This is a genomic window from Methanococcoides vulcani (assembly GCF_900111645.1).
GTDB classification, from domain to species: Archaea; Halobacteriota; Methanosarcinia; order Methanosarcinales; family Methanosarcinaceae; genus Methanococcoides; species Methanococcoides vulcani.
In genome coordinates this window covers 205,056-229,630 of sequence record NZ_FOHQ01000004.1, presented here as the reverse complement: position 1 = coordinate 229,630, position 24,575 = coordinate 205,056, and the positions used below count along the sequence as shown (strand labels likewise).

At 44.3% G+C, this 24,575-nt stretch carries 24 protein-coding genes and 2 tRNA genes; 8 read left to right on the top strand and 18 right to left on the bottom strand.

Annotated features, from left to right (window positions below; genetic code table 11):
* Nucleotides 1-138 precede the first annotated feature (138 nt).
* Together BMX02_RS07925 and BMX02_RS07920 are read right to left on the bottom strand one after the other, a co-directional pair.
* Nucleotides 139-915, bottom strand: coding sequence for a type II secretion system F family protein (locus BMX02_RS07925; RefSeq protein ID WP_244624933.1), 777 nt, complete (start codon nt 913-915; stop codon nt 139-141).
* Nucleotides 916-1,054: 139 nt separating this feature from the next.
* Complete coding sequence (locus tag BMX02_RS07920) at nt 1,055-3,007, bottom strand: type II/IV secretion system ATPase subunit (RefSeq protein WP_244624942.1); 1,953 nt, start codon at nt 3,005-3,007, stop codon at nt 1,055-1,057.
* A 233-nt stretch (nt 3,008-3,240) separates the two neighbouring features.
* Between BMX02_RS07920 and BMX02_RS07915 the strand changes: the two genes are divergently transcribed.
* Nucleotides 3,241-4,761, top strand: coding sequence for an AMP phosphorylase (locus BMX02_RS07915; RefSeq protein ID WP_091690139.1), 1,521 nt, complete (start codon nt 3,241-3,243; stop codon nt 4,759-4,761).
* Nucleotides 4,762-4,766: 5 nt separating this feature from the next.
* A complete protein-coding gene (locus BMX02_RS07910; RefSeq protein WP_091690138.1) occupies nt 4,767-5,303 on the top strand; it encodes a tRNA (cytidine(56)-2'-O)-methyltransferase in 537 nt (178 codons plus the stop codon).
* A 174-nt stretch (nt 5,304-5,477) separates the two neighbouring features.
* Here the strand turns inward: BMX02_RS07910 and BMX02_RS11900 are convergent, their stop codons facing one another.
* Together BMX02_RS11900 and BMX02_RS07900 are read right to left on the bottom strand one after the other, a co-directional pair.
* Nucleotides 5,478-5,708 (bottom strand): hypothetical protein, encoded by a 231-nt coding sequence (locus BMX02_RS11900; RefSeq protein WP_091690137.1) that lies wholly within the window; start codon nt 5,706-5,708, stop codon nt 5,478-5,480.
* Nucleotides 5,709-6,449 (bottom strand): Nif3-like dinuclear metal center hexameric protein, encoded by a 741-nt coding sequence (locus BMX02_RS07900; RefSeq protein ID WP_091690136.1) that lies wholly within the window; start codon nt 6,447-6,449, stop codon nt 5,709-5,711.
* A 667-nt stretch (nt 6,450-7,116) separates the two neighbouring features.
* On the opposite strand from BMX02_RS07900, the gene BMX02_RS07895 reads away from it, so the two are divergent.
* From BMX02_RS07895 to BMX02_RS12310, 3 genes are read left to right on the top strand one after another with little or no spacing between them, the layout of a single operon-like run.
* Nucleotides 7,117-7,908, top strand: coding sequence for a beta/alpha barrel domain-containing protein (locus tag BMX02_RS07895; protein WP_091690135.1), 792 nt, complete (start codon nt 7,117-7,119; stop codon nt 7,906-7,908).
* Between the two features lie 25 nt (nt 7,909-7,933).
* Complete coding sequence (locus BMX02_RS07890; RefSeq protein WP_091690134.1) at nt 7,934-8,722, top strand: Rossmann-like domain-containing protein; 789 nt, start codon at nt 7,934-7,936, stop codon at nt 8,720-8,722.
* 39 nt (nt 8,723-8,761) lie between these two features.
* Nucleotides 8,762-9,502, top strand: coding sequence for a PDDEXK family nuclease (locus BMX02_RS12310; RefSeq protein WP_091690133.1), 741 nt, complete (start codon nt 8,762-8,764; stop codon nt 9,500-9,502).
* Between the two features lie 32 nt (nt 9,503-9,534).
* On the opposite strand, the gene fdhD is transcribed toward BMX02_RS12310, so the two are convergent.
* From fdhD to BMX02_RS07815, 14 genes are all read right to left on the bottom strand, one after another.
* Nucleotides 9,535-10,383 carry a formate dehydrogenase accessory sulfurtransferase FdhD gene (fdhD, locus tag BMX02_RS07880; RefSeq protein ID WP_091690132.1) on the bottom strand — a complete coding sequence of 283 codons (849 nt, stop codon included), beginning with the start codon at nt 10,381-10,383 and terminating at the stop codon, nt 9,535-9,537.
* 2 nt (nt 10,384-10,385) lie between these two features.
* Nucleotides 10,386-11,693, bottom strand: coding sequence for a formylmethanofuran dehydrogenase subunit B (locus BMX02_RS07875; RefSeq protein ID WP_091690131.1), 1,308 nt, complete (start codon nt 11,691-11,693; stop codon nt 10,386-10,388).
* A 1-nt stretch (nt 11,694) separates the two neighbouring features.
* The gene (locus BMX02_RS07870) at nt 11,695-12,084 is read right to left on the bottom strand and encodes a molybdopterin dinucleotide binding domain-containing protein (RefSeq protein WP_091690130.1); all 390 of its coding nucleotides are present in this window, start codon (nt 12,082-12,084) and stop codon (nt 11,695-11,697) included.
* Between the two features lie 9 nt (nt 12,085-12,093).
* Nucleotides 12,094-12,903 (bottom strand): formylmethanofuran dehydrogenase subunit C, encoded by an 810-nt coding sequence (locus BMX02_RS07865; protein ID WP_091690129.1) that lies wholly within the window; start codon nt 12,901-12,903, stop codon nt 12,094-12,096.
* Between the two features lie 4 nt (nt 12,904-12,907).
* The gene (locus BMX02_RS07860; protein WP_091690128.1) at nt 12,908-14,662 is read right to left on the bottom strand and encodes a formylmethanofuran dehydrogenase subunit A; all 1,755 of its coding nucleotides are present in this window, start codon (nt 14,660-14,662) and stop codon (nt 12,908-12,910) included.
* A complete protein-coding gene (locus BMX02_RS07855; protein WP_091690127.1) occupies nt 14,662-15,684 on the bottom strand; it encodes a 4Fe-4S binding protein in 1,023 nt (340 codons plus the stop codon). The genes BMX02_RS07860 and BMX02_RS07855 overlap by 1 nt, the downstream gene beginning before the upstream one ends.
* A 16-nt stretch (nt 15,685-15,700) precedes the next feature.
* Nucleotides 15,701-16,294: an FmdE family protein gene (locus BMX02_RS07850; RefSeq protein WP_091690126.1), complete on the bottom strand. Its 594-nt coding sequence runs from the start codon at nt 16,292-16,294 to the stop codon at nt 15,701-15,703.
* A gap of 263 nt (nt 16,295-16,557) precedes the next feature.
* A complete protein-coding gene (locus BMX02_RS07845; protein ID WP_091690125.1) occupies nt 16,558-16,845 on the bottom strand; it encodes a hypothetical protein in 288 nt (95 codons plus the stop codon).
* A 47-nt stretch (nt 16,846-16,892) separates the two neighbouring features.
* Nucleotides 16,893-17,528 (bottom strand): iron-sulfur cluster assembly scaffold protein, encoded by a 636-nt coding sequence (locus BMX02_RS07840; RefSeq protein WP_091690124.1) that lies wholly within the window; start codon nt 17,526-17,528, stop codon nt 16,893-16,895.
* A 31-nt stretch (nt 17,529-17,559) separates the two neighbouring features.
* Nucleotides 17,560-18,729, bottom strand: coding sequence for a cysteine desulfurase family protein (locus tag BMX02_RS07835; protein WP_091690123.1), 1,170 nt, complete (start codon nt 18,727-18,729; stop codon nt 17,560-17,562).
* Nucleotides 18,730-18,934: 205 nt separating this feature from the next.
* Nucleotides 18,935-19,726 carry a sulfide-dependent adenosine diphosphate thiazole synthase gene (locus BMX02_RS07830; RefSeq protein ID WP_091690158.1) on the bottom strand — a complete coding sequence of 264 codons (792 nt, stop codon included), beginning with the start codon at nt 19,724-19,726 and terminating at the stop codon, nt 18,935-18,937.
* A 105-nt stretch (nt 19,727-19,831) separates the two neighbouring features.
* A tRNA-Cys gene (locus BMX02_RS07825) sits at nt 19,832-19,902 on the bottom strand.
* A gap of 122 nt (nt 19,903-20,024) precedes the next feature.
* Nucleotides 20,025-20,095: transfer RNA gene (locus tag BMX02_RS07820), tRNA-Cys, on the bottom strand.
* A 267-nt stretch (nt 20,096-20,362) separates the two neighbouring features.
* Complete coding sequence (locus BMX02_RS07815) at nt 20,363-20,683, bottom strand: transcriptional regulator (protein WP_091690122.1); 321 nt, start codon at nt 20,681-20,683, stop codon at nt 20,363-20,365.
* A gap of 279 nt (nt 20,684-20,962) precedes the next feature.
* Between BMX02_RS07815 and BMX02_RS07810 the strand changes: the two genes are divergently transcribed.
* From BMX02_RS07810 to engB, 3 genes are all read left to right on the top strand, one after another.
* The gene (locus tag BMX02_RS07810; protein WP_091690121.1) at nt 20,963-22,555 is read left to right on the top strand and encodes a BatD family protein; all 1,593 of its coding nucleotides are present in this window, start codon (nt 20,963-20,965) and stop codon (nt 22,553-22,555) included.
* A 7-nt stretch (nt 22,556-22,562) separates the two neighbouring features.
* The gene (locus BMX02_RS07805) at nt 22,563-23,819 is read left to right on the top strand and encodes a hypothetical protein (RefSeq protein ID WP_091690120.1); all 1,257 of its coding nucleotides are present in this window, start codon (nt 22,563-22,565) and stop codon (nt 23,817-23,819) included.
* A gap of 68 nt (nt 23,820-23,887) precedes the next feature.
* Nucleotides 23,888-24,511 carry a GTP-binding protein EngB gene (gene engB, locus BMX02_RS07800; protein ID WP_091690119.1) on the top strand — a complete coding sequence of 208 codons (624 nt, stop codon included), beginning with the start codon at nt 23,888-23,890 and terminating at the stop codon, nt 24,509-24,511.
* The last annotated feature ends 64 nt before the right edge of the window (nt 24,512-24,575 follow it).

Here is a 24,575-nt window from a genome sequence, read left to right as displayed (position 1 = left end):
GTTTCAGCAATCTCACCAGTTTCAGCAATCTCACCAGTTTCAGCAATCTCACCAGTTTCAGCAATCTCACCAGTTTCAGCAATCTCACCAGTTTCGGTAATATCATCAGATCCAGTATTCTCTACATCCTTCATTTTCTCAGTCCTCCGGCGTTATTGCACTGACAAGAACTATGAACATAAGGGTTCCAACTGGGATTATACCATATACCATCAGATAAAGGAACATAAAGTCTGCTCCACCCATTAATGCTACGATCGATATTACGACTATCAGGAAAAGAGGACCTGCGACAAATGCAGTAACATATGTTTCACCCATAATGCCAAGCGTCTCAAGGAATTCCTTTTGTCTTTGCCTGTTGTCGATGAGATATTGATCGGCCTTGATCTTAAAGTAAGGCTCCAGATCACCACCTGATGTTACAACGGTAATAGAACCCTGCAGGAATTCCTGCATCATTGGGGAAGGAGTAGAAGCTGCAAGGTTCTTCATTGCACTCACAAGGTTATACCCCAATACTTCAAGGTCACGCACAAGATATCTTGCTTCCACAGCAACTTCACCATAAATTTCATTGGATGCAAGGGAACGGAACAGATCTACCGGAAGAACCCCTGCTCCGGACATAGCAGACATATAATTAATACCATAGGGAAGCATTTGTTCTATCTTTCGCTTTCGTTCAGATGCCACAATCGCCGGATAGAACATGGCGAAATAATAGATACTGCTGAAGCAAAGTCCTGCAAATGCAATACCTCCAAATACGCGGATCGCAAGGAGCTTATAGGAAGCATATTTTGCAGTCCATGCAGGGAAACCAAGTGCAATTCCGGAAATATCAGGAATTGGAACAACGTAGAGGAGGGCATTGAATAGGATAAACAACAGCAATGTACTTAGAAGTGCCATTAGGAGGACACCTGAAAGGTATCTGTCATAACCTATGTTGATCCTGCTTCTCAAAAGGTTTTTTCTAAGAGAGAAATACTTTGAACGTTTGTTCACATAATACTTCCCAAATATTGCAAATGCAATACTAAAATATGAATTATCCATTCAGATCCTGCCTTATAACTTTCAATAGTGTTTCCGGTTCACGTTTATACGCAACCACGATCTTAGAGAAGTCCCTGAAATGGGTAACCTTCTTCAAGCGTGCCCACTCCATGACATCCTGACGCTGTTGTAACTCCTCCCTTACCATGGCCTCGGTCCAGCCTCTTGCATCCATAACACTCTCGAGAACATAGGAACGACCTGAGTACTGGAAAAGGTCCTTTGCAGCATTCCATGAGAATACTTCATTTGTCAGCAACTCACCAGTCCTTGGATCAACACCAACGATCTCTGTAAGAGTTTTACACCGCCTGACCCTTTCACCATCGACTTTTACCTGAACCTGTAAAGATACAATATCAAGTGCCTGTATCATGATCCTCGGAATATTGATCGGAGGGTTCTCAAGCCTGTGTACGATTGACTGCACAGAGTCAGCATGCATGGTAGAGAACGTTGTGTGTCCTGTTGACATTGCCTGGAACAGAACATAGGCTTCAGCACCTCTTACTTCACCCACCAGGATATATTCCGGACGCTGTCTCAGTGATGCCCTCAACAGCTCGTACATTTCAATGGAACCCTTTGATTCGCCACCAAAGGCTTCACGTGTAACACCGGGGATCCAGTTGGGGTGAGCAAGGTTCAATTCCCTTGTATCCTCAATAGAAACGATCTTCATTTCCGGCTGGATAAATGTTGAAATTGCATTCATTGCAGAGGTCTTTCCTGAAGCAGTACCTCCGGAGAAGATGACACTCTTGCTTGAATCTACAGCAAGCCACATGTATGCCAGCATTGCTGTCGAGAACGTATGATAACCAATAAGATCGGAAGGTGTGATCGGATCCTCATTGAATCGACGTATGGTAAAAGTACTACCTCGGGTAGTGATCTCCCTTCCAAGTGTTAATTGTATACGTGAACCATCAGGCAATGTTGCATCAAGCAACGGATTTGCTATGGAAATGTGTTTACCACATATTTGTGCAAGCCTGATAGAGAGTGGGTCCAGATGATCATCCGAATCGAACAGCACATTTGAAGGGATAGACTCATACTTCTTGTGGTATATGAAAACCGGTGTGTTCGGACCATCACACGATATATCTTCTATTAGTCCATCACGCATCATGGCATCGATCTCACCATATCCGAGATAGTCACGGATGATGTAGTACATGATCTTCTCGCGTGTGAGGGTAGTGAGCCTGATCCTATAATCAACAAGGAAAGAATTGACATTTTTGCGCAGGTATTCTTCTGCCACTTCTCGTGACATGCTTTTCAAGTGTGCATGAAGAACCTCAGCTATACGTTCCTTGATCATCCTGAACAATTTATCTTCTTCATCCGCAAACTCTGGTTCAAGCACCTGATATTGATACTCGTGAAGTTCAGAATTATAAGAGATCCTCACATAAGAATAAGGTGGGTTTATTTCAAAGAACTCGATCTCTTCAAAACCGGATTCTTCATCCAGAGCAATATCTACAAGCGGGCCATGGATGGCCACATCATATTCCTCTACCTCGAAGTCCTTTGTCTTAAAAGCATTGATCACTCGATGATAGAAAGGTTCTTTCTTGAAAATGAACATCGGAGTCTCTTCAAACTCCTCAACTTCTTCCTCCTCTTCTGCAATTTCTTTGATCGTCTTTTCCCATAAGGATTCAATTTCCTCTGGTAGTTTGTTTTGATCCTCACTTTCATCTTCATCATCAGTGGGAATGCTTTCCATGTCCTCGATATTATCATCAAGTTCTTCTGTGTAAAGCTCCCCTGAAAGAGAATCATCTTCAACTATGTCTACTATATCAACGATGCCATCTTCCACAGACTCTATCTCGTCTTCCTTCTCGGCACTTTGAGGATTCAAATTTTCAACCATTATACCACGCCTTTGGTAATCGCCATTCCTGATCATAACAACAATAAGAACCATTAAGGCCCCCATGCCAGTCTTTAATTGTTGCTAAAAAGAGTACGCATCTACGGCTTATATAGTTACCGCAGATTACCCTCATAACTCATCATTATCATTATTATATTGTGCGCTATAAATCATTATTGGTTAATTCAAAAGAATAAAAGATCGAACATACCCAGACTGGGTGAGCCAATGTAAATCTATTTATCCACAAAAACAAAAGTAGTACAGAGTTTAAGGTGAAAAATATGCAACTAAAAGTACAACCTATTGATATCAAAGTTGGCAAATACAAAGTTATTCTGAACACCATCGATGCAAAAGAGCTTGGTGTCAATGAAGGGGATCGCGTTCGAATAAAGAATCATGAAACGCTGACAGCCATTGTGGATTTTACCGAGGACATGATATCACCAGGAATGATCGGTCTTTACCATGAGGTCAAGGAAGCAATGCAGAAGGAGTGGACCGAAAGCATAGAGGTATTCCCTGCAGAAAAACCAAGATCAACATACATCATCAAAAGGGTCATGGATGCTAAAAAGCTCAGCAAAGAAGAGATCGAAATACTTGTCAAGGACATTGTGGAAGAAAACCTTAGTGAGATCGAACTTGCAGCATTCCTTACTTCAACCTACATTAATGATATGACCGACGATGAGACAGAATGGTTAACAAGGGCTATGATCGATACCGGGGATAAACTTGAGTTCGACACACACCCGATCATGGATAAACATTCCATCGGCGGAGTGCCGGGAAACAAGATCTCACTTCTTATAGTACCCATCGTTGCAGCCAACGGACTTGTCATACCAAAAACCAGCTCAAGAGCAATAACCGGAGCAGGCGGAACTGCGGACCTGATGGAGATCCTTGCACCGGTAGAATTCGATGCTGATGAGATAAAGAGGATGACCGAAAAAGTTGGCGGCGTTCTTGTATGGGGAGGAGCCACGAACATCGCACCTGCTGATGACAAGCTCATTAAGGTCGAGTATCCGCTTTCCATTGACCCGCACTGCCAGATGCTGGCATCCATTATGGCCAAAAAAGGTGCAATTGGTGCAGACCACGTAGTTATGGACATACCGACCGGTCCCGGTACAAAGATACCAAATGTCCAGGAAGGAAGAAAGCTTGCAAGAGATCTCATTAATCTGGGAGACAGGCTTGGAATGGACGTTGACTGTGCCTTGACCTACGGCGCATCACCTGTTGGACGCACAATTGGTCCCGCACTCGAGGTCATTGAAGCATTAAAGGTCCTTGAGAATTTCGACGGCCCTAACAGTCTGATAGAAAAGAGTGCAGCACTGGCAGGAATGCTTCTCGAAATGGGAGGGGTGGCAACTAAGAACCAGGGATATGATCTCGCTATCGAGACCCTGAAGAATGGAAAGGCCCTTGAAAAGTTCAAAGAGATCATCGAGATACAGGGCGGAAACCCGAATGTAACCCACAAGGATATTGCAGTGGGTGAGTTCACCAGAGATATTCTTGCCCCTACCAATGGATATATCCTGGAACTTGACAACAAAAGGCTTGTTCAGATCGCAAGGATCGCAGGTGCCCCAAATGACAAAGGATCAGGTTTACTGCTCCACAAGAAGCTAGGCGAACCCATCAAAGAAGGAGATAAATTGTTCACGATCTATGCTGAGAAAGAAGCAAAGCTGAACACTGCTTTCAAAAATGCTAATGCAAAACCACCATTCATTGTTGAAGGTATGCTCCTGGAACGCATCCAGAGCTTCAAGGAGATATGAGATCAATGCCAAGAGTAGTAATACTCCGTCTGGGCCATCGTCCTGAGAGGGATAAGAGAATAACCACACATGTCGGACTGACAGCCAGAGCACTTGGTGCGGAAGGAATGCTTCTGGCATCCAATGACAAAGGCATTAAGAATGCCATCGAAGATGTTGCTGACCGCTGGGGAGGGAGCTTTTACGTTGAGAACGATGTCAACTGGAAAAGCGAGATCGAAAAATGGAAAGAAGAAGGCGGCAAGGTCTGCCATCTTTCCATGTACGGGATAAACCTGCCTGATGCGACAGATGAGATCAAAGGCTGTGAGAAGCTCATGATCGTGGTTGGTGCTGAGAAAGTTCCTTCTGAGATATATGATATGGCAGACTGGAATGTTGCGGTAGGTAACCAGCCACACTCAGAAGTTGCTGCAGTTGCCCTGACCATGGACAGGATCGCACAGGAAGAACCTTTAAGACAGGAATTCGGAGATGCAGAACTAACTATCGTACCCATGGAATGTGGTAAGCGGGTAATTGATAATAAGACGAAAGAATAAGAAAAAACAAAGGCAGATCAGGAACAAACGGTGGAATATATCATACTATGGAAAATATCCTACATTTCCACCCACGGTCCGCTTTTTGCTCATATGATCCCTGTTTTCTTATTTTGCGAGTATTCCTATTTTGAATAAAATTTATTTTTGTTCTTATTCCTGCTATTATTCCTGTTATTCTATTTCACCCTGTTCTTTGTCAGCATCAGAACTTACTGCTACTCCCCGATTAACAGGCGGTTTGTCAAACTTCCCATAGCCCCTGTGCTTTTTGCACCCGGGAGCTTTAGACTGCTCCATCATCAGTTCATCCAGTTCTTCGTCCGTCAGTTCTTCTTCTTCTTCTTCTTCTGTTCCTGTTCCATTTCCTGCTGCTACTGCTGCGGCTTCTTCTTTTGTGCTCATTCATACCATTCCGATAAATGGGTCGTTATCAATAAATTCCACATCAATGTTGAGCATGTTCTTGAGACGCTCACAAAGTGCTTCCATTGCAGGGTTCTCTGTAGCATAATGAGTGGCATCCACAAGCAGGATGTCATCATAATTACGCAGGACATCATGTTTAAGTTCGGCAGAAACATAAGCATCGACATTGTGCTCCCTTGCGATGTCAAGGAAATCGTCCTTAAAGCCACTGCCACCAAATACCATTACATTTGTTATGGAATCCTTCTCACCCACATATTGGAGATGAGTGTTAAGGCTCTTTGAAACATGATTCACGAAAACATCAGCAGAGCACTCATCGATCCTGCCGATCCGACCCATGCCTACATCCTTCACATCAACAAGGCCAAGGCGCTGGGCAAGCACATCATTAACACCACCCTCAGCCCGGTCATAGTTCGTATGCATGGAATAAAGAGAAATACCATTATCAAGAGCGATCTTTAAAAGACCTGCAAGCTCTTTTGAGATCAGGTTCACAGAATGGAATATCAGCGTGTGATGAGTGATAAGCAGGTCCGCACCGATCTGGGCTGCACGTTTTAGCACATACTCCGTAGGGTCAAGTGCAACCGCGATCCTGGTGACATCATTATCCAGATCAAGCGTAAGGCCGATCCTGCCAGCATCGAAATCCTCTGCAAGTTCAGGAGGTGCGATCTCTTCTAGCATTTCTACTATGCGTGATAGTTCCATGCTATAGCAATAATTTTTTGTAAATATCAATTTATCGGAAAAAAGGTATGAGATTCAATCGATAAATTTATAACCGTTATGTTCATTCATACATAACGAGGACATAACGCTCAGCCCAGTGCATGAGATCAAATAAACAAAAAATGCACATTCGGCTCGAAGATCACACTGATATGATCGGTCCCCCCTGTATCTCACCTGCATTCCCTGCATAAGTTCATCTACTCCGGCAGAGGAAGAAGGATACTCTTGAACAGGGTGATAGGCCATCACATATGTGCAGGCACCGAAACCATACAATCCATGGAAAAATCATCAAATTTTCCATCGGAAAGTCGGTCTTGAGCTTTGAAGACCGGGGCGGTGCTTAAAAGTAGAGATCAGGTATGAGGAAACGTAGAGATATTTGGCGTGCTTGCTGCCAGAATCGCTGTGCTTTCATACCTGACCCTACACGACTCTTTCTAATATACATAGAAAAGGCAATGAAAGGAGCTGTGTATACAACGAAACTGCAAAGCTCACTTTCCAAAGTAATAATTTAACAGTGTTAATTTCCGAAGAAGTTGACAACCTATTTATAGACCTATTGATATTTGCAATTCAAATCACAGAAGTCAATACCATAAAGCATCGGCTGTATTGATACATCATAAAAGGTGACAGGATGATAGAACCATTTGAACACTATTTGTTGGAAGATTGCCCTTATGGGGATGAGACCACTGAGCTCCTTCAGATCGAAGGAGAAGGAACTCTTAAGATAATGTCAAGAGATACAGGTATTGCAGCCTGTGCAGATGACCTTGCGGAGTTCTATGAAAAGAAAGGACTGGAAGTTACTTTCTTTCTGGAAAACGGTGAAAGATTCAAAGAAAATGCAGTCCTTTTTGAGGCAGAAGGAGATCTCAAATTGCTTTTCAAGTTATGGAGGATATCACAGACATTCCTTTCCATGACATGTGCTATCGCTACAAAAACAAAAGACGTTGCAGATGCTGCAAAGGCTGTTAATCCTGATGTAAAGATTGCCACCAGCAGGAAAACACACCCGGGTTTTCGCAAATATGAGCTTAAGGCCGTCAGGGCAGGAGATGGGGGTCATCACCGCAATTCCCTGAGCGATTCGGTCCTTATTACGCAAAATCACTTCAATGTGGTAGGTTCTTTCGGGAAGCTTAGTTCCATGAGAAAGATCGAGATAGAACCACGGACAAAAGAAGAGGTTTTCCAGTATGCACCTATTGCAGACGTACTTCTTCTTGATCACTACACTCCGGAGGAATTGACGGAAGTTGTACCTGAGCTTCGCAAGCTCAATCCTAAACTTGAGATCGCAGTTGGCGGCATCGAATTTAAAGACATACCAAAATATGCAGCAGCTGTTGATATTGTTGTGACTACCGCGCCATATTATGCAAAACCTTTTGACCTCACAACGAAAATAGACCAACTCTAACGGAAAGACAGCAGGCGTGAATAAAATGGAAAATGATTCTGTAGTTTCAATGTTGCTCGATCAGATCAGACAAGAGCTTGGCGAAGATCTGGATGATATTTATGTGGAAGATGCCAGAGTTGGCGTCGTTTACAGCGGAGTAAGGATCACGAACGGCTACGGAGGTATTGCTGCCACACAACTGCAGTCAAGCTCAGCTCACTGTGCAACACTCCCGAATGCAGGAGATATAACAGGCAAACCTGCATCAGAGGTTATGGAGATGGCGCTTTCAAAGAACCTGCTTAAGGCTGTTCTCGGAATAGCAACGGTAAATGCACTGGCAACCATGATATGCGATCTGTATCCTGAAAGGCACGCATTTTCCGATGTTGACGTGCTTGATATTATAAGACCAGGGGACAAAGTTGGAATGGTAGGTCATTTTAGCCCCCTGATCCCTCGGATACTGAAGATCACAGACCAGCTGACAGTGATCGAAAAGAAGGACATCATTGATGAGCGGATAAACGTAGTCCCACAGGAGAATGCTTCCGAAGTGCTTTCAGGATCCGATATTATTATAATCACTGCCAGTACACTGGTAAACGGTACAACGGACGAGTTAATATCCCTGAAAGGAAATGCACGTGAAGCAATCCTTCTCGGACCTTCTGCAGTGATGTTGCCACAGCCGTTCTATGAGAAAGGATTTACAGCGGTGATGGGAACACGAATAAACGATACCGATACTATGCTAAAGGTCGTCAGTGAAGCCGGAGGCACGAAGCATTTGCTTAAGAAATGTGGTGAAAAAGTGTCATTCGTTAAATGAAATATGAGCTGGACCCATCAGTAACAGGAATAACAAAATATGGATATTTTCAAGTTCTACACAAGGGAAGACACACCCACAGAGTCGATAAGACCGATCAGAGATTCACTCGAAAAGGTCATGGCTAGCCATCAATGTAACTTTGAGATACTGCATATAGAGGATCTTACGGATGAAGAACAGGACGAGCTCATCGAATCCATTCGTGTGATCAGCAGAAAGAACGCTATAGGGGTTGTCAGCAAAGGCAGGGGTTCACTTCCCATATCACGCAAAAAGAACCTGAGCAATGTAGGGGTTCTCATCCATTCCCACGACGGGAAGGATATTTCAGTTTACCCGAACGTGAAGAACAACAAGTTAACAACCGCTATCCAGTACCTGAACCTTATCCGGAATTCCTCCAGTGTGGAAGATGCACTGGACTCGAACCATATTTCCGAAGATGATATCTCAAGGATGATCACAAGCCTTCCCGAGATGATAGAACCCGGACTTACCTTCCACGAGATCGAAGTGGAGGTCGATGGCGGAAGAATAGATGCAGTCTTCATCGATGGTGAAGGAAAGCACTTTTTGATAGAGATAGAGATCAATGCAAAGGACAACGCTATCGGCCAGGTGCAGAGGTTCAAGCTGCCTTATGCTGAAAAGTACGGGATCGATCCCGAAGATATACGTCTGGGGATTGTTTGTGCAGGGATTGATAATAGCAGAATGACAGCATGCCGTGGTGCAGGGATAGAGGTCTATTGTCTTTGTCTCAAGAAGATGGAATGATAGTTGCTGGTATGATTGGGTACAAAAGCCCTTCAAATAATCCTCTCGATGCCATTATAGACATACATGTGAGGAGGACGGACAAAACCCACCAGTGTCAACCCTACCGCCCTTGCAAGATCAATTCCCTCATTGATAGGACCTGCTTTGCTGGCAAGTACGGAAACTCCTGCATTGATAGCTTTTGAGACCATTGTGACTGAAAGCCTGCCGGTAGCGACTATTGCACAATTTGACAGATCAACGCCTGCAAGGGCTGCTTTGCCAACTGCTTTATCAACTGCTGAAGCCCTGCTCACATCTTCACAGAATGCTAAGATGTCACCTTCGCTGTCACAGACGATGACCGAGTGTGTACCTCCGGTACGTCGCCATGTCTTTGCATCACTTTTGAGGTGTTCAATTGCTTTGAAGAATACTTTCCGGTCAAATTCAAGTTCGGGCTCGCTTCCGATCTTTTTCCTGCATGGTCTTGAACCAATGGCACAACTACAAAAATCGAATCTTGAATCCGGGTCAATATCGCGTCTGGTCTTTTTGATGCGATCCGGACAGATATCCGCATGACAAATCAGTTTGTCATCTTCAACTTCCACTGAGATAACGTCAATGGCGTGATCAATAAAACCTTCACATAACAAAAAACCCACAGCAAGTTCCTTGAACTCCCTCGGGGTTGCAAAAAAAGAAGCAAGTGGAACATCATTGAGAGAAAGATGGAATTCTTTCTCAACGATGACATCCACGTCTATTTCGTTATTGCCATCTTCCGTAAGTTCGACACACCTGTAAGGAAGATAAGGAGCGGAAACATCCCTCCCCTCATCCCGCCAGAAGTTGTTCTGACCGATCTTCCTCTCGACGTGCCAATCCAACGGCATGATTATGCAATTTCCTTTATCTTTGCGAAGAGCTGCTTGAGTGTGTCTTCGTTGCTCTGGGTGAACTCAAATGGAGAGGTTGTGAATGGCTTGAAGTACATTGGCACGTTGTCGAGCCTGTAGAATGTACCATCATTCTCCATTGCGTCAATAACACCAGGAAGAACAACATCTGAAGCAGTTACTGTTGGACATGGTGCAATATCCAGGCAGGTCATTGGGATCTCTGCCAGGTATGATGCAGCGTCTGCAGGGATGTGGTTGACAAGGTCAGCGCACATTACGAATGCAGCGTCTACGTCCTTCTCCCTCAGAACATCCACGGTTGTGGTCTCTCCAGGGTTGTATCTTGGATAACCTCTTGAGAAATCGATACCGAATGGATATCCGTACAGGTATGATGCGATCTGGTTGAAACCTGCTACGTTACAGTGGCCTCTCAGTGCACCGAGTACGAACTTTGTTCCGTGGTTATTGTTGAGCTCTTTGACAAGGTTAAGTCCAAGCTCCACATTCCTATGCTTACCAATGGATGAACCAAGACCAAGACCAACGGAAATGCTACCGAAGTTTGCATTGACCATCGTCTCGACCATATCTTCCATCATAGAAATTGACACACCTGTGATCTGCTCGACAGATGGGTGTGGCCTCTTGCCGTTTAGAAGTGTCAGCAGTGCGCTGAACAGCTCATAGTCAGTGTTTGGATTGAGCTGGACGTGAAGGTCTGATGCTACTGTAGTGTCAGTTATTCTTGGGTCGACTGTGATGATCTTACGATCGAACCTGCCTCTCTTGGACCAGTAGCCTCTTGGGAAGACAGCATATTTTGACATGTGTCTTGGCATGGATGCCAGAGGGTTGGTTCCCCAATAGATGTTAACATCAGCCCTGTTCTTGGTCTGGCCTGCTGTTGCTGCCGGACATCCGCTTTCCTGGATACCCATTACAGTAGGACCGTGGCAAATGGTAGCGTTGGAATCTGCTACACCGCCAAGGTACTCTGCTATGTGAAGACCTACTTCCTGTGCCTCACATGAGGTCTCACTTCCGAGGAAGAAAAGAGGTCTCTCAGCGTTTACAAGCATTTCTGCTGCCTTTGTAAGTGCTTCGTCCCATGCAGCTTTCTGAAGCTTTCCATCTTTTCTGACCTGTGGGTCTTTGAGACGGTGTGAGCTTACGATCTCCTGGAACTTTCCGTTACCCATCTTACATGCGTTCTTGACAGTGATCTCGTTGTCCCCGAGCTCTACCTGAATATCGTCACATGAAGCTCCGCACACCGGACACATAATGTTCTTAAAAACCATATCAATTACCTCCCATGTACAGTTTAAGGACAACATCCTCTGCGCTTAGCACCTCGCCCTCTCCTGCCTCGACAGTTACAGGGTTACCCTTGTAGAGAGGGGAACCTGTTGAGAATGTGTCAGGATCAATGACCACGTTGGACCAGATCGCCCTTGGCATGAATACATTTCCATCCATAACAGCATCTGTGCACTTTGTGAAAACTATGATGGAATGTTTTTCGTCCTTACTTGTTACTTTTACTTTTTCCGGGCTTCCAAGGGATGCAAAATCACAAGGTGAGATCCAGCATACAGCACATTCCTGTCTGTAATCCTCTGTATATTTGTCACCGCCTTTTGCAAGCCTGCCCTCGTCAATGGTACTTCCTGTGTTAAGTAATACTTTCATCATCACACCTCACAGATCCATGTTTGCTGCCTGATTGACATAGAGTGTGCCTTTTGGCCTCTTTGTGATAGCATTGTCACCGAGGAACTTCTTGAAGTTACCAGGGCATTCTATATCATCGAACTTAAGGTCGCTTTCGTTTGTCATATATTCGAATCCGGGTGAGAACCTTTCGATGGTTCCGTTAACAACCATTGTACCGGCTGTCATCTCAGCAGCAACTGCGCGGATCGCATTTCCTTTTACAGCGATCAGACCGCCGTTCTGGCGAATACCACAGTAGTGACCGACATTTCCACCAACGACGATCTCTCCGCCGCTGATACCGCCACCAAGGTTGTTGTTCGCATTGCCATCGACGACGATGCGTCCACCGGACATTCCTACCCACTTTCCACGGTATGCGCAACCTACGTGGTCTTTAACATTACCTTCGATGTGGAGGAGTCCGCCCTTCATCTCCATTCCTGCCCATGAGTCAGCGTCACCTTTGACAAGAAGTTCGCCACCTTCCATCTGGGAACCTACGTGCATGCTTACAGATCCCTCAACGGTGATCTTGCCTGCTGTCATCTTTTCACCGATGCGCTTCACTCTGGAAGTGTCACCTTTGACGACAATGGAAGTGTCCTCTGCGGAACTTCCTGCATCACCCTCTACATCAAAGAAGGAAGAGAGTGGGAACTGCTTTGGTCCCTGCCATACCAGCAGTGACTCGATCTCACTTTTGTTTTTACCGGCGAATGTATCAGTAGTGATAACATCTGCCTCTACTTTGATACCGATCTCAGTATTTACTGTAAGAATAACTTCTGCCATGATATCACTGCTCCGTGTTTACCTTGATCGCTGTTGGGTTCACGAGGTACTTCTCAGGTGTTGGATAGTGGTTGAAACCGTGTGAATAATACCTGAACCATTCCTGCACATCCTTGAGCATTTCCTTCTCGTTTGCGTCCGGAACACTCACATCGGTGTAGTAGGTTCTCCTTTCAGGGATCATTGTGATCTCACCGTTGTGGCAGACGACCTGTCCGTCCTTGATGGTGTATTCAGCGGTGCTGAACTTGTTGATCAGATCGGAGTATTCCCTTGTGTCGATCTTGCTTGGGTCAATGTCGTAGATAGTAACATCACCATCTGCACCGACACCGAAGCTACCCTTTCTGTGTGCCATACCGATCGTCTTTGCTGTGTTGGCACGGGTCAGGATAGCAATATCGTAAAGGGACATTTCCCTGTCGACTCCACCGAGTGTGCTTCTGTCGTTCGCCCACTTGTGGCACTCACTGAAGGTCTGATCCCTGAACTTCTCGGACATCAACCATGTCATAACGAGTGGATATTTGGTGAATGGACCACCGTTTGGACTGTCGGTTGTCATGATAGTCTTCCATGGATCATCGATCAGGAGAAGACATTCAAGACCCATTGCCCACTGGGTACTGTGAACAGGATTGCTCTTCAGGTATGTGAACGGACAGACACCGGCACCACATTCGAGTTCAACATCAGTGTTTGACCATTTGCCACCAGTGAGTACTGCGACGTCGTGTATGGCTGGACCATCACCGGTCATACATGTTGCTTCACCAAATGGTACACAACCACTGTCAATTACAACGTGGTCGGCGTTGTTAACGTAATCTGCAAGAGGTTTGACACCGGACTCGAAGTCACGCCAGGATGTACCGGCAAATGCATTGAACTGCATGTGAGTAAGGTACACGGACTGGTCCCTGCTTGGGTCGATCTTTGTCTCAGCCCACTCGATGTCCATGTCCTGGTTTGCTTTCACACTGCTGGACAATTTCAGAGATTCCTTTGTGGTCTCATAACATCCTGGATGACCAAGGTTGTTTGCGTGAAGGTGCATTGACATTGGCATACCGAGCATCTCATTTACCTCGGTCAGTCCGTCGATCATCTCCCTTGGAGTAACCTCGAAGTGGATGTTTGCCTCGTCAAGGGAAGAAACGTTCTTACCCCATCCCCAGTTCTCCACACCGGCCGGGTTGACACATTTGATACCGTATGTCTTGTGGGTCTTCATCATCCAGGAAACGTATGCTGCTGCCCTGTCGATGTCGCCTTCCTTCAGGTAGCGCATCATGAACCAGTTGTTACCAAGAACAAGATATCCACCCATGTCAAGCATTGGGATAGAGCGCATCTCTTCGTGTGTGTGGCGTGCTTCCATAGGAGGAACAGCTGCCTCGAAGACGGTTGTGTATCCCATCTGTGAGTATTCATATCCTTCCATGTAGACAGATGGTACGGTCTCACCTGAACCGGAGTGGGTGATTGCGGTCTTGCCCATGGTTGCCTTGTAACCATCCTCTGGACGCATCATCCTACCGACATTGACCTTTGCACCGGCAATGTGTGAGTGAGAGTCAACACCACCAGGCATTACGGTCTTGCCTGTTGCGTCAATGACCTTAGCATCTTTCATATCAGCATCTGAAAGTTCAGATACGACCTTACCGTCTTTAATGAAAATGTCCTGCTTTTCACCGTTCACTTCGTTGAGCGGGTCATAAACAGATCCATTTTTAATTACAATAGTTCCAGTCATTATTCCACCTCATTCTTCTCAAGCCATATTGCGGATGTCGGGCAGATCATTGCACAGGCACCACATGAGCCACATGCTTCCTGGTCGATGACCTTGACAGTACCATTCCTTACCTCAAGCAAAGGTTTCTCGTCAACATCGTTGAGTGCACCAGCTGCAATGAACTTTGAGGAGTTTGCATTGACAGGGCACACGATGACACAGTTACCACAGCCAAGGCAGGCATCTTCATCGGTCTTAAGTACAGATGTCAGAACAGGTGTTGCTGATGGCTTGTTGAGAAGCTTCTTCTCGAAGACGGTCTTCTTCTCCATAGCTGTAAGAATCGCGGTCTTCTGCACATCGATAGCATCTACAGGACATGCGACTGCACAGGCACCGCAATACAGACATGCATCCGGACGCTGTGCGACCTTGTCGACCCTCTCACCAACATCCCATTCAGGGTTGAACAGTGCATTGCATGGACATACATCCACACATGTGCGGCATGCCTGACAGACATCCTCGTCGCGTACCCAGGTACCTGCAAAAGGCTTCTGGACAGCGATAGCATCTTTTGGACATACTTCAGCACACCATCCACAGTGTACACAGGTGTCGTTGTCGATGATAGTCTTACCATCTACACGTGCGCTGCCATCGTTTGCGAGCCACTGCTGGACCTCTATAGCACCCTGTGGACAGATCTGTTCACAAAGACCACAGTGTACACAGTCGTCGTTCACAGTTGTTGGTGCGATAGTGCTGCACAGGAAGTTATCGCCACACACAGGCTTTCCATCTTCTCTCATCTCAAGAGCGCCTGTTGGGCATATCTTGGTACACATTCCACATGTAATGCAGGTGTCTGTAATGTCCAGGAAGTCCTTGTTGATAAGTCCCCTGGCAACAGGTCCCACGGAACCTATGATCAGGGTGTCCTTAGGACATACCATTGTACAGGTTCCACAACCAATGCACTTGTGTGGCAGATATACCACTTGCTTGTTATCTTTTGTCGAAACCACTATTTCGTTCATCTAATCTACTCCGTAATTAATGCTCATGTCTGCATGCTTCACAAAGTGCTTCCCCTTCGTACCAGACAAAGCTCTCTCCACATTTGTCACAAAGCTTTACTTGCTTGCTTTTTTTGATCGGTACTTCGATCTCTGTAAAAGTATAAGAATAAATGTTCTCTCCGGCTTCAAGAGCTATCGGGACAACAACCTCATGAGGCACTTTCTCAGTGTTCATGTACCATGCATGAAGCTTCGGGTATGCCTTTGTCTTTTCAGGATCAAGGTATATCCTTACAGCAGGCAGTTTTGTATCACCCGGTGCACCACGCTTGTTGACCGTAACGGCCATCTTCCCGTAATCCTTTACCCTGAGCCCCTTATTTCCGATGGTAGCACCCTCGATTATCTGGAACGGGTCAGGAACACAGTTATATGTCTCTGCTATAGCGTAGATGCGCTCACCTTCCTTAACATCAAGGAGTCTCTTTGCCATATTGAGCATCTGCAGACCCATAAGTGCCCCTGTGCTCAAATAGCCGTGGAAAGGTATGATCTTCTCCACCTGTAAAAATAGCTCTGGATCTTGTTCTTTTATCTGTTTTAGAATACTATCCATTTCGTCATCCATATGAAGACCTCTTGAATGTGAAAGTACTGCATCGGATCGGCCGGATCCTTAAAGCGGTGTTCAATACAACCGCCTGTAATGCTAAGGAACATAACGGTGAAAAATATATATAGTTTATCATTGCCGGTAAAAACGTGGCAGGGACTGATAAATGATCAGACATGCAGCAATAAATGACTTATATAGATATATCTGAAAAAGTAAGGAAATAAAGAAAAGACTATTTTTAAAAGAACATTTAGTACCGTTCTTCCAACAATAACTTATTCCACAAGCTCAGCGATCCTGTCCAGTAGCCCCTTTGCAACTTCCTCACTCGCAGCATGCCTTATAGTGATCTTGCCACTTTTATAAACAAGGACCATCATAGCACCGGAAGTGAAACGGATGGCTCCAAGCTCCTCTGAGCATCTTAAGAATTTGATCGATTTTCCATCTTCTGTTTTTAGAGATTCACATGCCTTTGCTATATCGATCTCATTGTCAAGTTGCGCGATGACATGCTGAATATCCGGACCGCTCTTACAGGGAGTAATAGACCTTATTTCCATATTTACCAAAAACCCGTTTTAAAAATAAAAAGATCAAAAGAAAAGCATCAGGAGATGAAATCTACCGTGACGCTTTCAACATCCCAGAGAGCTTCCAGCTTCTCAATGATGTCCTCTTTTATTGCGGCTGCGAACTGGTGATGGGATGGAAGGTCAAGCACTACCCGGATATTGCCTTCATTGACCACGATCTTCATCACAAGTTCGGTCCTGATGATGTCCAGACCTTTTATAGGGTTCATCACATGTTTCAGGCGTCTTCTGACAACTTCCTCATCGGTTGGCTCTTTCTCCACGACCATCCCATGCTTTTCCTCATAGTCACGTATAGCGGAGCGAAGACCTTCTACTGCCAGTACAGAACAGTGTGCTTTGACCGCAGGAAGTCCGCCAAGTGCTTCGGAAGCTTGCTTCCATGTGATCTTCTTGGCTTCATCAAGGGTCTTTCCTTTTGCAAGGTCAGTAATAATAGAAGCTGTAGCAATGTTGGATGCACAACCGTAAGATTCGAAGGAGATATCTTCAATAACAAGGGAATCCGGATTCACTTTCAAGTAAACAGCAACCATGTCCCCACATGCTGCACTGCCTTCGAGACCCTTCCCATCCGGATCTTCCATCTTACCCACGTTATGCGGGTTTTTGAAATGCTCAAGTACCTCTTTACTATAAGGGAAATTCATAGGACCACCTCTTGTATTCCTCGATATTGATTTACTCATCTGCTGACAGCGGGCTGATAGCCCTTAGATTAACAACAACTTCCTTCAACGCATCAATAATAGAATCTGCATCTTCCATGGTGTTAAACCTTCCGAAGCTGAAACGCAATGACCCGTGGGCTCGCTCATGGTCGCCACCTATACCAAGTATCACATGGCTTGCCTCAAGTGAGCGACTAAAACATGCTGAACCTGTGCTCACAGCAAATCCCATCATATCCAGATGCAATGTGATAGATTCACCTTCAACATAATGAAATGTCAGATTAGCATTCTGTGGCAGTCTGCTTGTAGCACTGCCATTAAGCGTAACGCTGGAGATCTCAGCTTGTACCCTCTCGATAATGCGATCCCTCATTGCTTTAAGCTGTTCGTTCTCCTCAGGAGTTACCAGTTCAACCGCCGTTGCAAAGCCTACAGCACCAGGGATGTTCTCAATACCCGCACGCCGGTCAAACTCCTGGAAGCCTCCGTCCATCCATTTGTTGATAGGAGTCCCCTCCCTTATGTACAGGGCTCCAACTCCACGAGGACCGTGAATAGTATGTGCTGAGACCGTTACAAGATCAACAGGGATCTGGTCTACGTCAAGAGGGACCCTTGTGAAACTGTGAGTTGCATCAGTATGTAGCAGGACCTCCTTTTCTTTACAGATATCTGCTATGGCCTTAATGTCCTGTAATGTACCGATCTCCTGATTTGCATGCTGAATAGAGACCAGTGCAGTCTGAGGAGTAATAGCAGCCTTAAGCATTTCAAGATCGACGATCCCTTCACTGTCAACGCTTATGAAATCGACCTTGTAGCCCTGCTTCTCAAGCATCTTTGCAGTATTCAGTACGGAAAAGTCTTCCATGCGGGATACGATTATGTGATCATCTTTCTTACCCTTCAATGCAGAAAGGACTCCCTTTATTGCCATATTGCTCGATTCAGTGCTTCCCGAAGTGAACACCACCTCATTGGCATTTGCACCAAGAGCTGATGCAATTACCTTCCGGGACCTTTCAAGCCCTTCCTTAGCATCAATGCCCATTGAATAACCGAATTCGGAAGTAGCAACTGCATAAGTATCAAAAAAATACGGATTCATTGCCTCAAGTACCCTCTCATCCAATCGAGTACTGGCAGCATTATCAAGATATACGGTTTTGTCGAACATCTGGCAAACACTCCTTTGATCAAATAAATATACTAATGTTGAACTTACTCTGCCATGAGATACAACAGATGACCGAAACAAGCAGCCTTAGCAGAGATCAATGAATATACAGAGATTATATTGGCAACTGTATAAAGCGTTAACCATTTACTATAAAAGTAAGAGGTAGAAGGATGAAGCAGTATCAACTGCTCATCCAAAAAAATTATTGGGACCTTACGATCTCTTCAGCGATCTTTGCAGCTTTTACACCGGACTGCAACATACCACCAAAGGTTGGACCCATTCTGGAAAGACCAAAACATGTAGCTGCAGCCATTCCAGTAACCACAAGACCAGGGAACAGCTCGGAAGTGTTATTGACCACAGCATCTTCGGAATTCTCAACATCCATTCCTGAGAAACCTTTAAGATCTACCAGACCACGGCCCGCCAGGGAGTTAGCCACGACCGCATCATGTCCTGTTGCATCAATAAGGCATTTAGCCTCGATAGCCACCGGGTCAACACAGGTAATAGCACGCGGTAACGCTGAGACAGGTGTCCAGTTGGTAACAGCACCGGAAACACATCCGTCCCTGAGAACCACATCATCGAACTTGTTCATGTTAAGCATGAAAGCACCTGCATCACAGGCAGCTGAGATCAACTTAGAACAGGCAGACGGTGCATCTGCGACATAGAGTCCTTCCTTTATATCCGGGACTTCCTTATAAGGAACACCAAGCTGGTCAAAGATCTTCTGTGCAGGTGCTCTCACTGTAACCTTATTCATCAGATAACCACCTAACCAGAATCCGCCACCAAAGTAATTGTTGCTCTCAAGCACAACGGTCTTTATGCCATTGGATGCAAGGTCCCTTGCTGCCACAAGACCACTTGGTCCTCCACCAACAATGATAACATCACTTTCAATGTGGGACAGGAAGTCACCAAGGAATTCTTCAACTATCGAACGCGTAATATCTTTTTCAGTTGCTTGTGCGAATTGATTCATTTCTTCACCCATTTTAATAGAGATGATCAGTAAATTGTCAGAAGAAGTAAGTTCGATCTGGTCCACAAAAAAGAGCCAGATACTTAGCCTTACATCTTATTTCAAAGGCCGGAGTGAGAATCGAACTCACATACTCCGATCTGCAGTCGGACACATAACCACTCTGCCATCCAGCCAGTAGACGATGGTTCACTATTGTGAAGTCACAATCGTGAATATATGTCGATTCTATATATAGCTTATGTTGCAAGCAAATTGAGAAGAAGATCAGCAAAAAGCGAAACCTGCTTTTGTCAAAAGGCCGGAGTGAGAATCGAACTCACATACTCCGATCTGCAGTCGGACGCATAACCACTCTGCCATCCAGCCAGTAGATGATGGTTCACTATTGTGAAGTCGCGATCGTGAATATATGCAGATTCTATTTATAGGTAATGTTGTAAGCAAAATTAGTAGAAGATCAATAAAGAATAAGACTTGTTTTTGTCAAACCCAGGTAAAAAGCGAAAAAGAGTTGGAACTACATTAGCTTACATTATAACGACTGAGAAGTCGAAACTTCAAAACGAGATATGAAGAAGAATTGAAACAGAATTTGAAAAAATACTCTCCGATCTCTTCAAATAATAGCACCAATCATTCTTCCGCAGGGCAAGCGCCCTCACCCTTTCTTAAGTGCCTGCATATCCCACAGATCTTCGCAGGGACATTATCCACCTTGCCTTCCTGTATCTCAAGAGCAAGACGTGCGATCGATTCTTTTACATCGTCATCGAACTCTATACGATAGCCTCGTTTTTTTGTCAGGTACTGAGATACAGCAGAAGGAGCCATTCCAAACATCTTTGCAACTTCTTTCTGTGCGATCCCGTTCTTTACAAGTTCCATTGCAAGCGCTGCACGGATAGCAGGGAGGATATCCCATACAACTGCCTGACAGGGAGTTTCCAGATTCATAATATCACTTACGCTATGCTATAGCACATTACACGCCATATCGCTTTCATAGCATATGACTTTGTAACATATATATGTATTCACTATTGTGAAATTCTATAGAACGGATAGTATAAATAGAAAATGTTTGCAAAATTGATCGATCTGGAAGTATTCATTCTTATGTAGCCACATTATAGGTATAAGAGTTAAATAAAATATGATATTATATATTGTTAATTGATAAATAAAAATTACAGAGCATAATCACAATAGTTAATCGTTAAAAGAAGGGGTTCCATGTTCAGGAAAGTTTTGATCATATTGCTAATGGTAGTTTGTGTATTCTCATTTACAGCGTCTGCATACACGCTTGATGATATCGAATGGAAATCTACAGAAACAAATACGCTCCACTGGGGACATAGTTTTGAAAATGGAGAAGCAAAAGATGATTCTTATGATACATATGTAATCAAAGTAGAGGATTTCAGTGTTGACGGGTTTGCATCCATTTCGATTTCAAGAGATGACCAAATAAAAACTGTTGGGTTTATCTCCAATGGCCAAAGCTTTGAATACCGTGATGAAGAGGGGGGGCAGGATATCAAGGTATTTGCATCAGAACTCAAATTGAACATTGATCCATGGACCGGCAACATGGAGGATCCTACAGTAAAGCTGGAGATATGGAGAAGAGGTGTTCCTGAATTTGATATTGATATCGATACAGAAAAAGACGAGTATGATCCAAGATCTCCGAGCGATCCAAACGAAGTAGTTACGACTATAACTATCAAGAACGATGGATATGCAGAAGCAAATGATGTTGAGATAATCATCAGCCCTGCCAGTATGGAGCTCGCTGATGGAAAACTCAAATACAATCTGTTCACGTTAGCTAAAGATGAAATCGCTGAACCTATCGAAGTTAGCCTGGAGATCCCCCATCTGTGGGAAGAGACAGATCTTGACATCAACGTGACCGTACGGGCCAAAGACATCAATGGTGACATCCACGAAGACAGTGAGAAGAAGACCATAACGGTACAGCCAAAAGCTGAACTTATACTTACTAAATCCATTGCTGAAGAACTCTATATGGACGAGACTGCATATGTAACGGTCGCCGTCCGAAATTATGGGATCTACAGCATGAATTCAGTTACAATAAAAGATACTGTGCTTTCCAGTATGGAACTCAAAGACAGTATAACGCTTGAGAAGACAGTATCATTCAAACCCGGGGAAACCATTGAGGTTTTCTCATATTCACTAAAACCTATCAAGCCTGGAAGTTATACTTCACCTGAAGCAATTGCAACTTTCGAAGCTCCTGACGGTAAAACTTACACATATGAATCCGAGGATTCAAAGATAGAGATCAACGGTCCTTACATCGCACTGACCCAGAAACTCGATAAAACAAAAGTAGAACCTGGAACCGAGATCAAGGTCACCGTGACCGCTAAGAACGAAGGTAACAGGGATGCGAGTACAAGAGTATCTTCTACTGATTTTCCGGAAGGTACAAGTTTTGTAAGTGGTGAAACTACTTTTGATAAAGTACTGGGAAAAGGCGAATCCGGAAGCTATTCATACATTCTGAAGATGAATGATGAAGGAACCTTCAAGCTACCACCTGCAACTGCAACATTCATCGATATGGAAAGCTACAAAGGCGAAAAGATCTCTAACATGCCTGAAATAACGGTCGAAATCCCTGAGCCTGAAGAAAGCTCAACTTCATCAGGTACAAGCAACCCATCGAACGATGGCAGTTCACAACCAGGAACTGAATCAAATGAAGAGGTCGTGGAACCTGGCTTTGAATCAATTTTCGCAATTACTGCACTTGCGGGCGTATATCTGGCAATAAGAAGGAGAAAATAAAAAGATCATGCATGTGAGAACACAAGTCTGCCTGATCATTTTATTTGCCACACTCCTATGTGCAAATACAGCCATCGCCTCTTCCGATGATGACACGGACTGGAACGAATCGGTCAACTATACCCTTTACTGGGGAGATACTATCGAGGTAGATGGCTTTTTGATCAAGGCGAACGATTTCTCAAAGGCAAGACCTTTCGATATTGAAACAGATTACGTCATGCTTACCATCAACTCCGATGAATCGGAAGAATGGAGTGCACTGCTCTCGGTCAACAACAGCCAGATACCTGACAGCAAGATATTTGGTGAAAGGTTGAACATAACTGCTTTTGAGATCGTTACGGGAAATGATATTCCGGCACCATATACAAAGATCGAGGTTTCCACGCTTAACATTACAGAGGAAAAGGTCGATAGCTGGATCAACAACACCATCTCTGTGACCAAGACAAAGTACAAAGATACCTACATTGATGAAAGGGTCTTCATTGCAATCCAGATCAACAATCTTCGGAATCTGGAATTCCAGGGCGTCCTGATAAACGAAACGTTACCTGAAAATATTCTAATGGACCCTGATATCAATGTGGACCAAACGATCAATATAAGTCCATATTCAAAAAACACTATTCAATATTCTGTCAAAGCACTACGGCCTGGAAACTACACCATCCCACCCACTGAGATCGAAATTGTAGACCATGGGATAAAGTACTACCAATACACCAACTCAACAGAACTAGTTGTATACGGACCATACATCAATGCTACAAAGACAGCCACAGTTGATGGAAATAATCCACAACTTTTTGATATCACTGTAAAAGTGAAGAATGAAGGTAATCGTGCAGCATATGTAGAGATCAAGGATGAGATGTTACAGAATTCAGTTCTTATGGAAGGAAAGACAGCGTATGAGATGGTTATCTTTCCCGACAAAGTCAAAACTCTGGAGTATTCTCTAAGGATCGAAGACACAAAAATAAATCCAATAGTCCCTTCAGCAGAAATATACTTCTCAGACTCAAAAGGATATTCTGACACTTTCAAGACGAAAAGATTCTACTTATTCGAAGAAGAGGAAGAAATACCAGAACCCATCGAAATACCGGAAGATGATCTGGAAACGGAAGTTTCTGAAAATGCCACTGAAAGTGATGGAGAGGACATTGAATACCCTTCATTCGGACGTATCCGATCTGTAAAGGACATCATCGACAACACGATGAGAATAATTAATGAAGCACTTGAATACAAGTGAGTATTCATATTCCATATAGAACGAAATCTTTTTAGCCATCTCAATAGTTTAGGCTACAGGAATGAGACATGAAAAAAGAACAAGGATTTGAAAAAGCTAAATTCGAGATAATACTCTCGGGAAGATCAAATGTTGGAAAATCATCCATCATACGAGAGCTTACGGGTAAAAAAGTAAAAATCGGCAAGCGTCCGGGTGTCACGCTAAAACCTGCCCATAGCCTGCGTTCTGACCTACTAATTACGGACCTTCCCGGATTCGGATTCATGAGCGGTGTGAAGGATCGAAAGCAGGACATCGTGAAGGACCAGATCGTACGTTACATAGAAAATAATGCCGACAGAATAAAGATAGCAGTCCTTATCATTGATGCAGTCTCATTCGTAGATGTGGTCGAACGCTGGGAAAGCCGCAATCAGATACCTATTGACATCGAAATGTTCGACCTATTCAATGAACTTGGATTTGACACCATTGTCGCCATAAACAAGATGGATAGAATAAAAGACGTAGAACAGCAAGAGAGACTTGATGGTATCGTTGAAAAACTTGGCCTGACCCCACCCTGGAACCAATGGAATTACATAATCGCGCCAACAAGTGCAAAAAAAGGAGATATCAAAGCACTTAAAGGGTTACTCCGAAAGCGCCTTCACGATATTAAAAGAGATGACCTTTTCAAATATATCTGAGATAACTATAAAATCATTGTGGGATAAATGAGATTGCACTTCATTTTACCCATAACTTACTTAC

Coding starts and splice junctions, on each gene's coding strand:
- BMX02_RS07810 (WP_091690121.1), top strand. CDS start 20,963: ATGTTCAGGAAAGTTTTGATCATATTGCTAATGGTAGTTTGTGTATTC.
- BMX02_RS07915 (WP_091690139.1), top strand. CDS start 3,241: ATGCAACTAAAAGTACAACCTATTGATATCAAAGTTGGCAAATACAAA.
- BMX02_RS07900 (WP_091690136.1), bottom strand. CDS start 6,449: ATGGAACTATCACGCATAGTAGAAATGCTAGAAGAGATCGCACCTCCT.
- BMX02_RS07830 (WP_091690158.1), bottom strand. CDS start 19,726: ATGAATCAATTCGCACAAGCAACTGAAAAAGATATTACGCGTTCGATA.
- BMX02_RS07895 (WP_091690135.1), top strand. CDS start 7,117: ATGATAGAACCATTTGAACACTATTTGTTGGAAGATTGCCCTTATGGG.
- BMX02_RS12310 (WP_091690133.1), top strand. CDS start 8,762: ATGGATATTTTCAAGTTCTACACAAGGGAAGACACACCCACAGAGTCG.
- BMX02_RS07805 (WP_091690120.1), top strand. CDS start 22,563: ATGCATGTGAGAACACAAGTCTGCCTGATCATTTTATTTGCCACACTC.
- BMX02_RS07860 (WP_091690128.1), bottom strand. CDS start 14,662: ATGACTGGAACTATTGTAATTAAAAATGGATCTGTTTATGACCCGCTC.
- BMX02_RS07850 (WP_091690126.1), bottom strand. CDS start 16,294: ATGGATGACGAAATGGATAGTATTCTAAAACAGATAAAAGAACAAGAT.
- fdhD (WP_091690132.1), bottom strand. CDS start 10,383: ATGCCGTTGGATTGGCACGTCGAGAGGAAGATCGGTCAGAACAACTTC.
- BMX02_RS07815 (WP_091690122.1), bottom strand. CDS start 20,683: ATGAATCTGGAAACTCCCTGTCAGGCAGTTGTATGGGATATCCTCCCT.
- BMX02_RS07925 (WP_244624933.1), bottom strand. CDS start 915: ATGGCACTTCTAAGTACATTGCTGTTGTTTATCCTATTCAATGCCCTC.
- BMX02_RS07840 (WP_091690124.1), bottom strand. CDS start 17,528: ATGAATTTCCCTTATAGTAAAGAGGTACTTGAGCATTTCAAAAACCCG.
- BMX02_RS07890 (WP_091690134.1), top strand. CDS start 7,934: ATGGAAAATGATTCTGTAGTTTCAATGTTGCTCGATCAGATCAGACAA.
- engB (WP_091690119.1), top strand. CDS start 23,888: ATGAAAAAAGAACAAGGATTTGAAAAAGCTAAATTCGAGATAATACTC.
- BMX02_RS07870 (WP_091690130.1), bottom strand. CDS start 12,084: ATGAAAGTATTACTTAACACAGGAAGTACCATTGACGAGGGCAGGCTT.
- BMX02_RS07835 (WP_091690123.1), bottom strand. CDS start 18,729: ATGTTCGACAAAACCGTATATCTTGATAATGCTGCCAGTACTCGATTG.
- BMX02_RS11900 (WP_091690137.1), bottom strand. CDS start 5,708: ATGAGCACAAAAGAAGAAGCCGCAGCAGTAGCAGCAGGAAATGGAACA.
- BMX02_RS07845 (WP_091690125.1), bottom strand. CDS start 16,845: ATGGAAATAAGGTCTATTACTCCCTGTAAGAGCGGTCCGGATATTCAG.
- BMX02_RS07855 (WP_091690127.1), bottom strand. CDS start 15,684: ATGAACGAAATAGTGGTTTCGACAAAAGATAACAAGCAAGTGGTATAT.
- BMX02_RS07875 (WP_091690131.1), bottom strand. CDS start 11,693: ATGGTTTTTAAGAACATTATGTGTCCGGTGTGCGGAGCTTCATGTGAC.
- BMX02_RS07920 (WP_244624942.1), bottom strand. CDS start 3,007: ATGGTTCTTATTGTTGTTATGATCAGGAATGGCGATTACCAAAGGCGT.
- BMX02_RS07865 (WP_091690129.1), bottom strand. CDS start 12,903: ATGGCAGAAGTTATTCTTACAGTAAATACTGAGATCGGTATCAAAGTA.
- BMX02_RS07910 (WP_091690138.1), top strand. CDS start 4,767: ATGCCAAGAGTAGTAATACTCCGTCTGGGCCATCGTCCTGAGAGGGAT.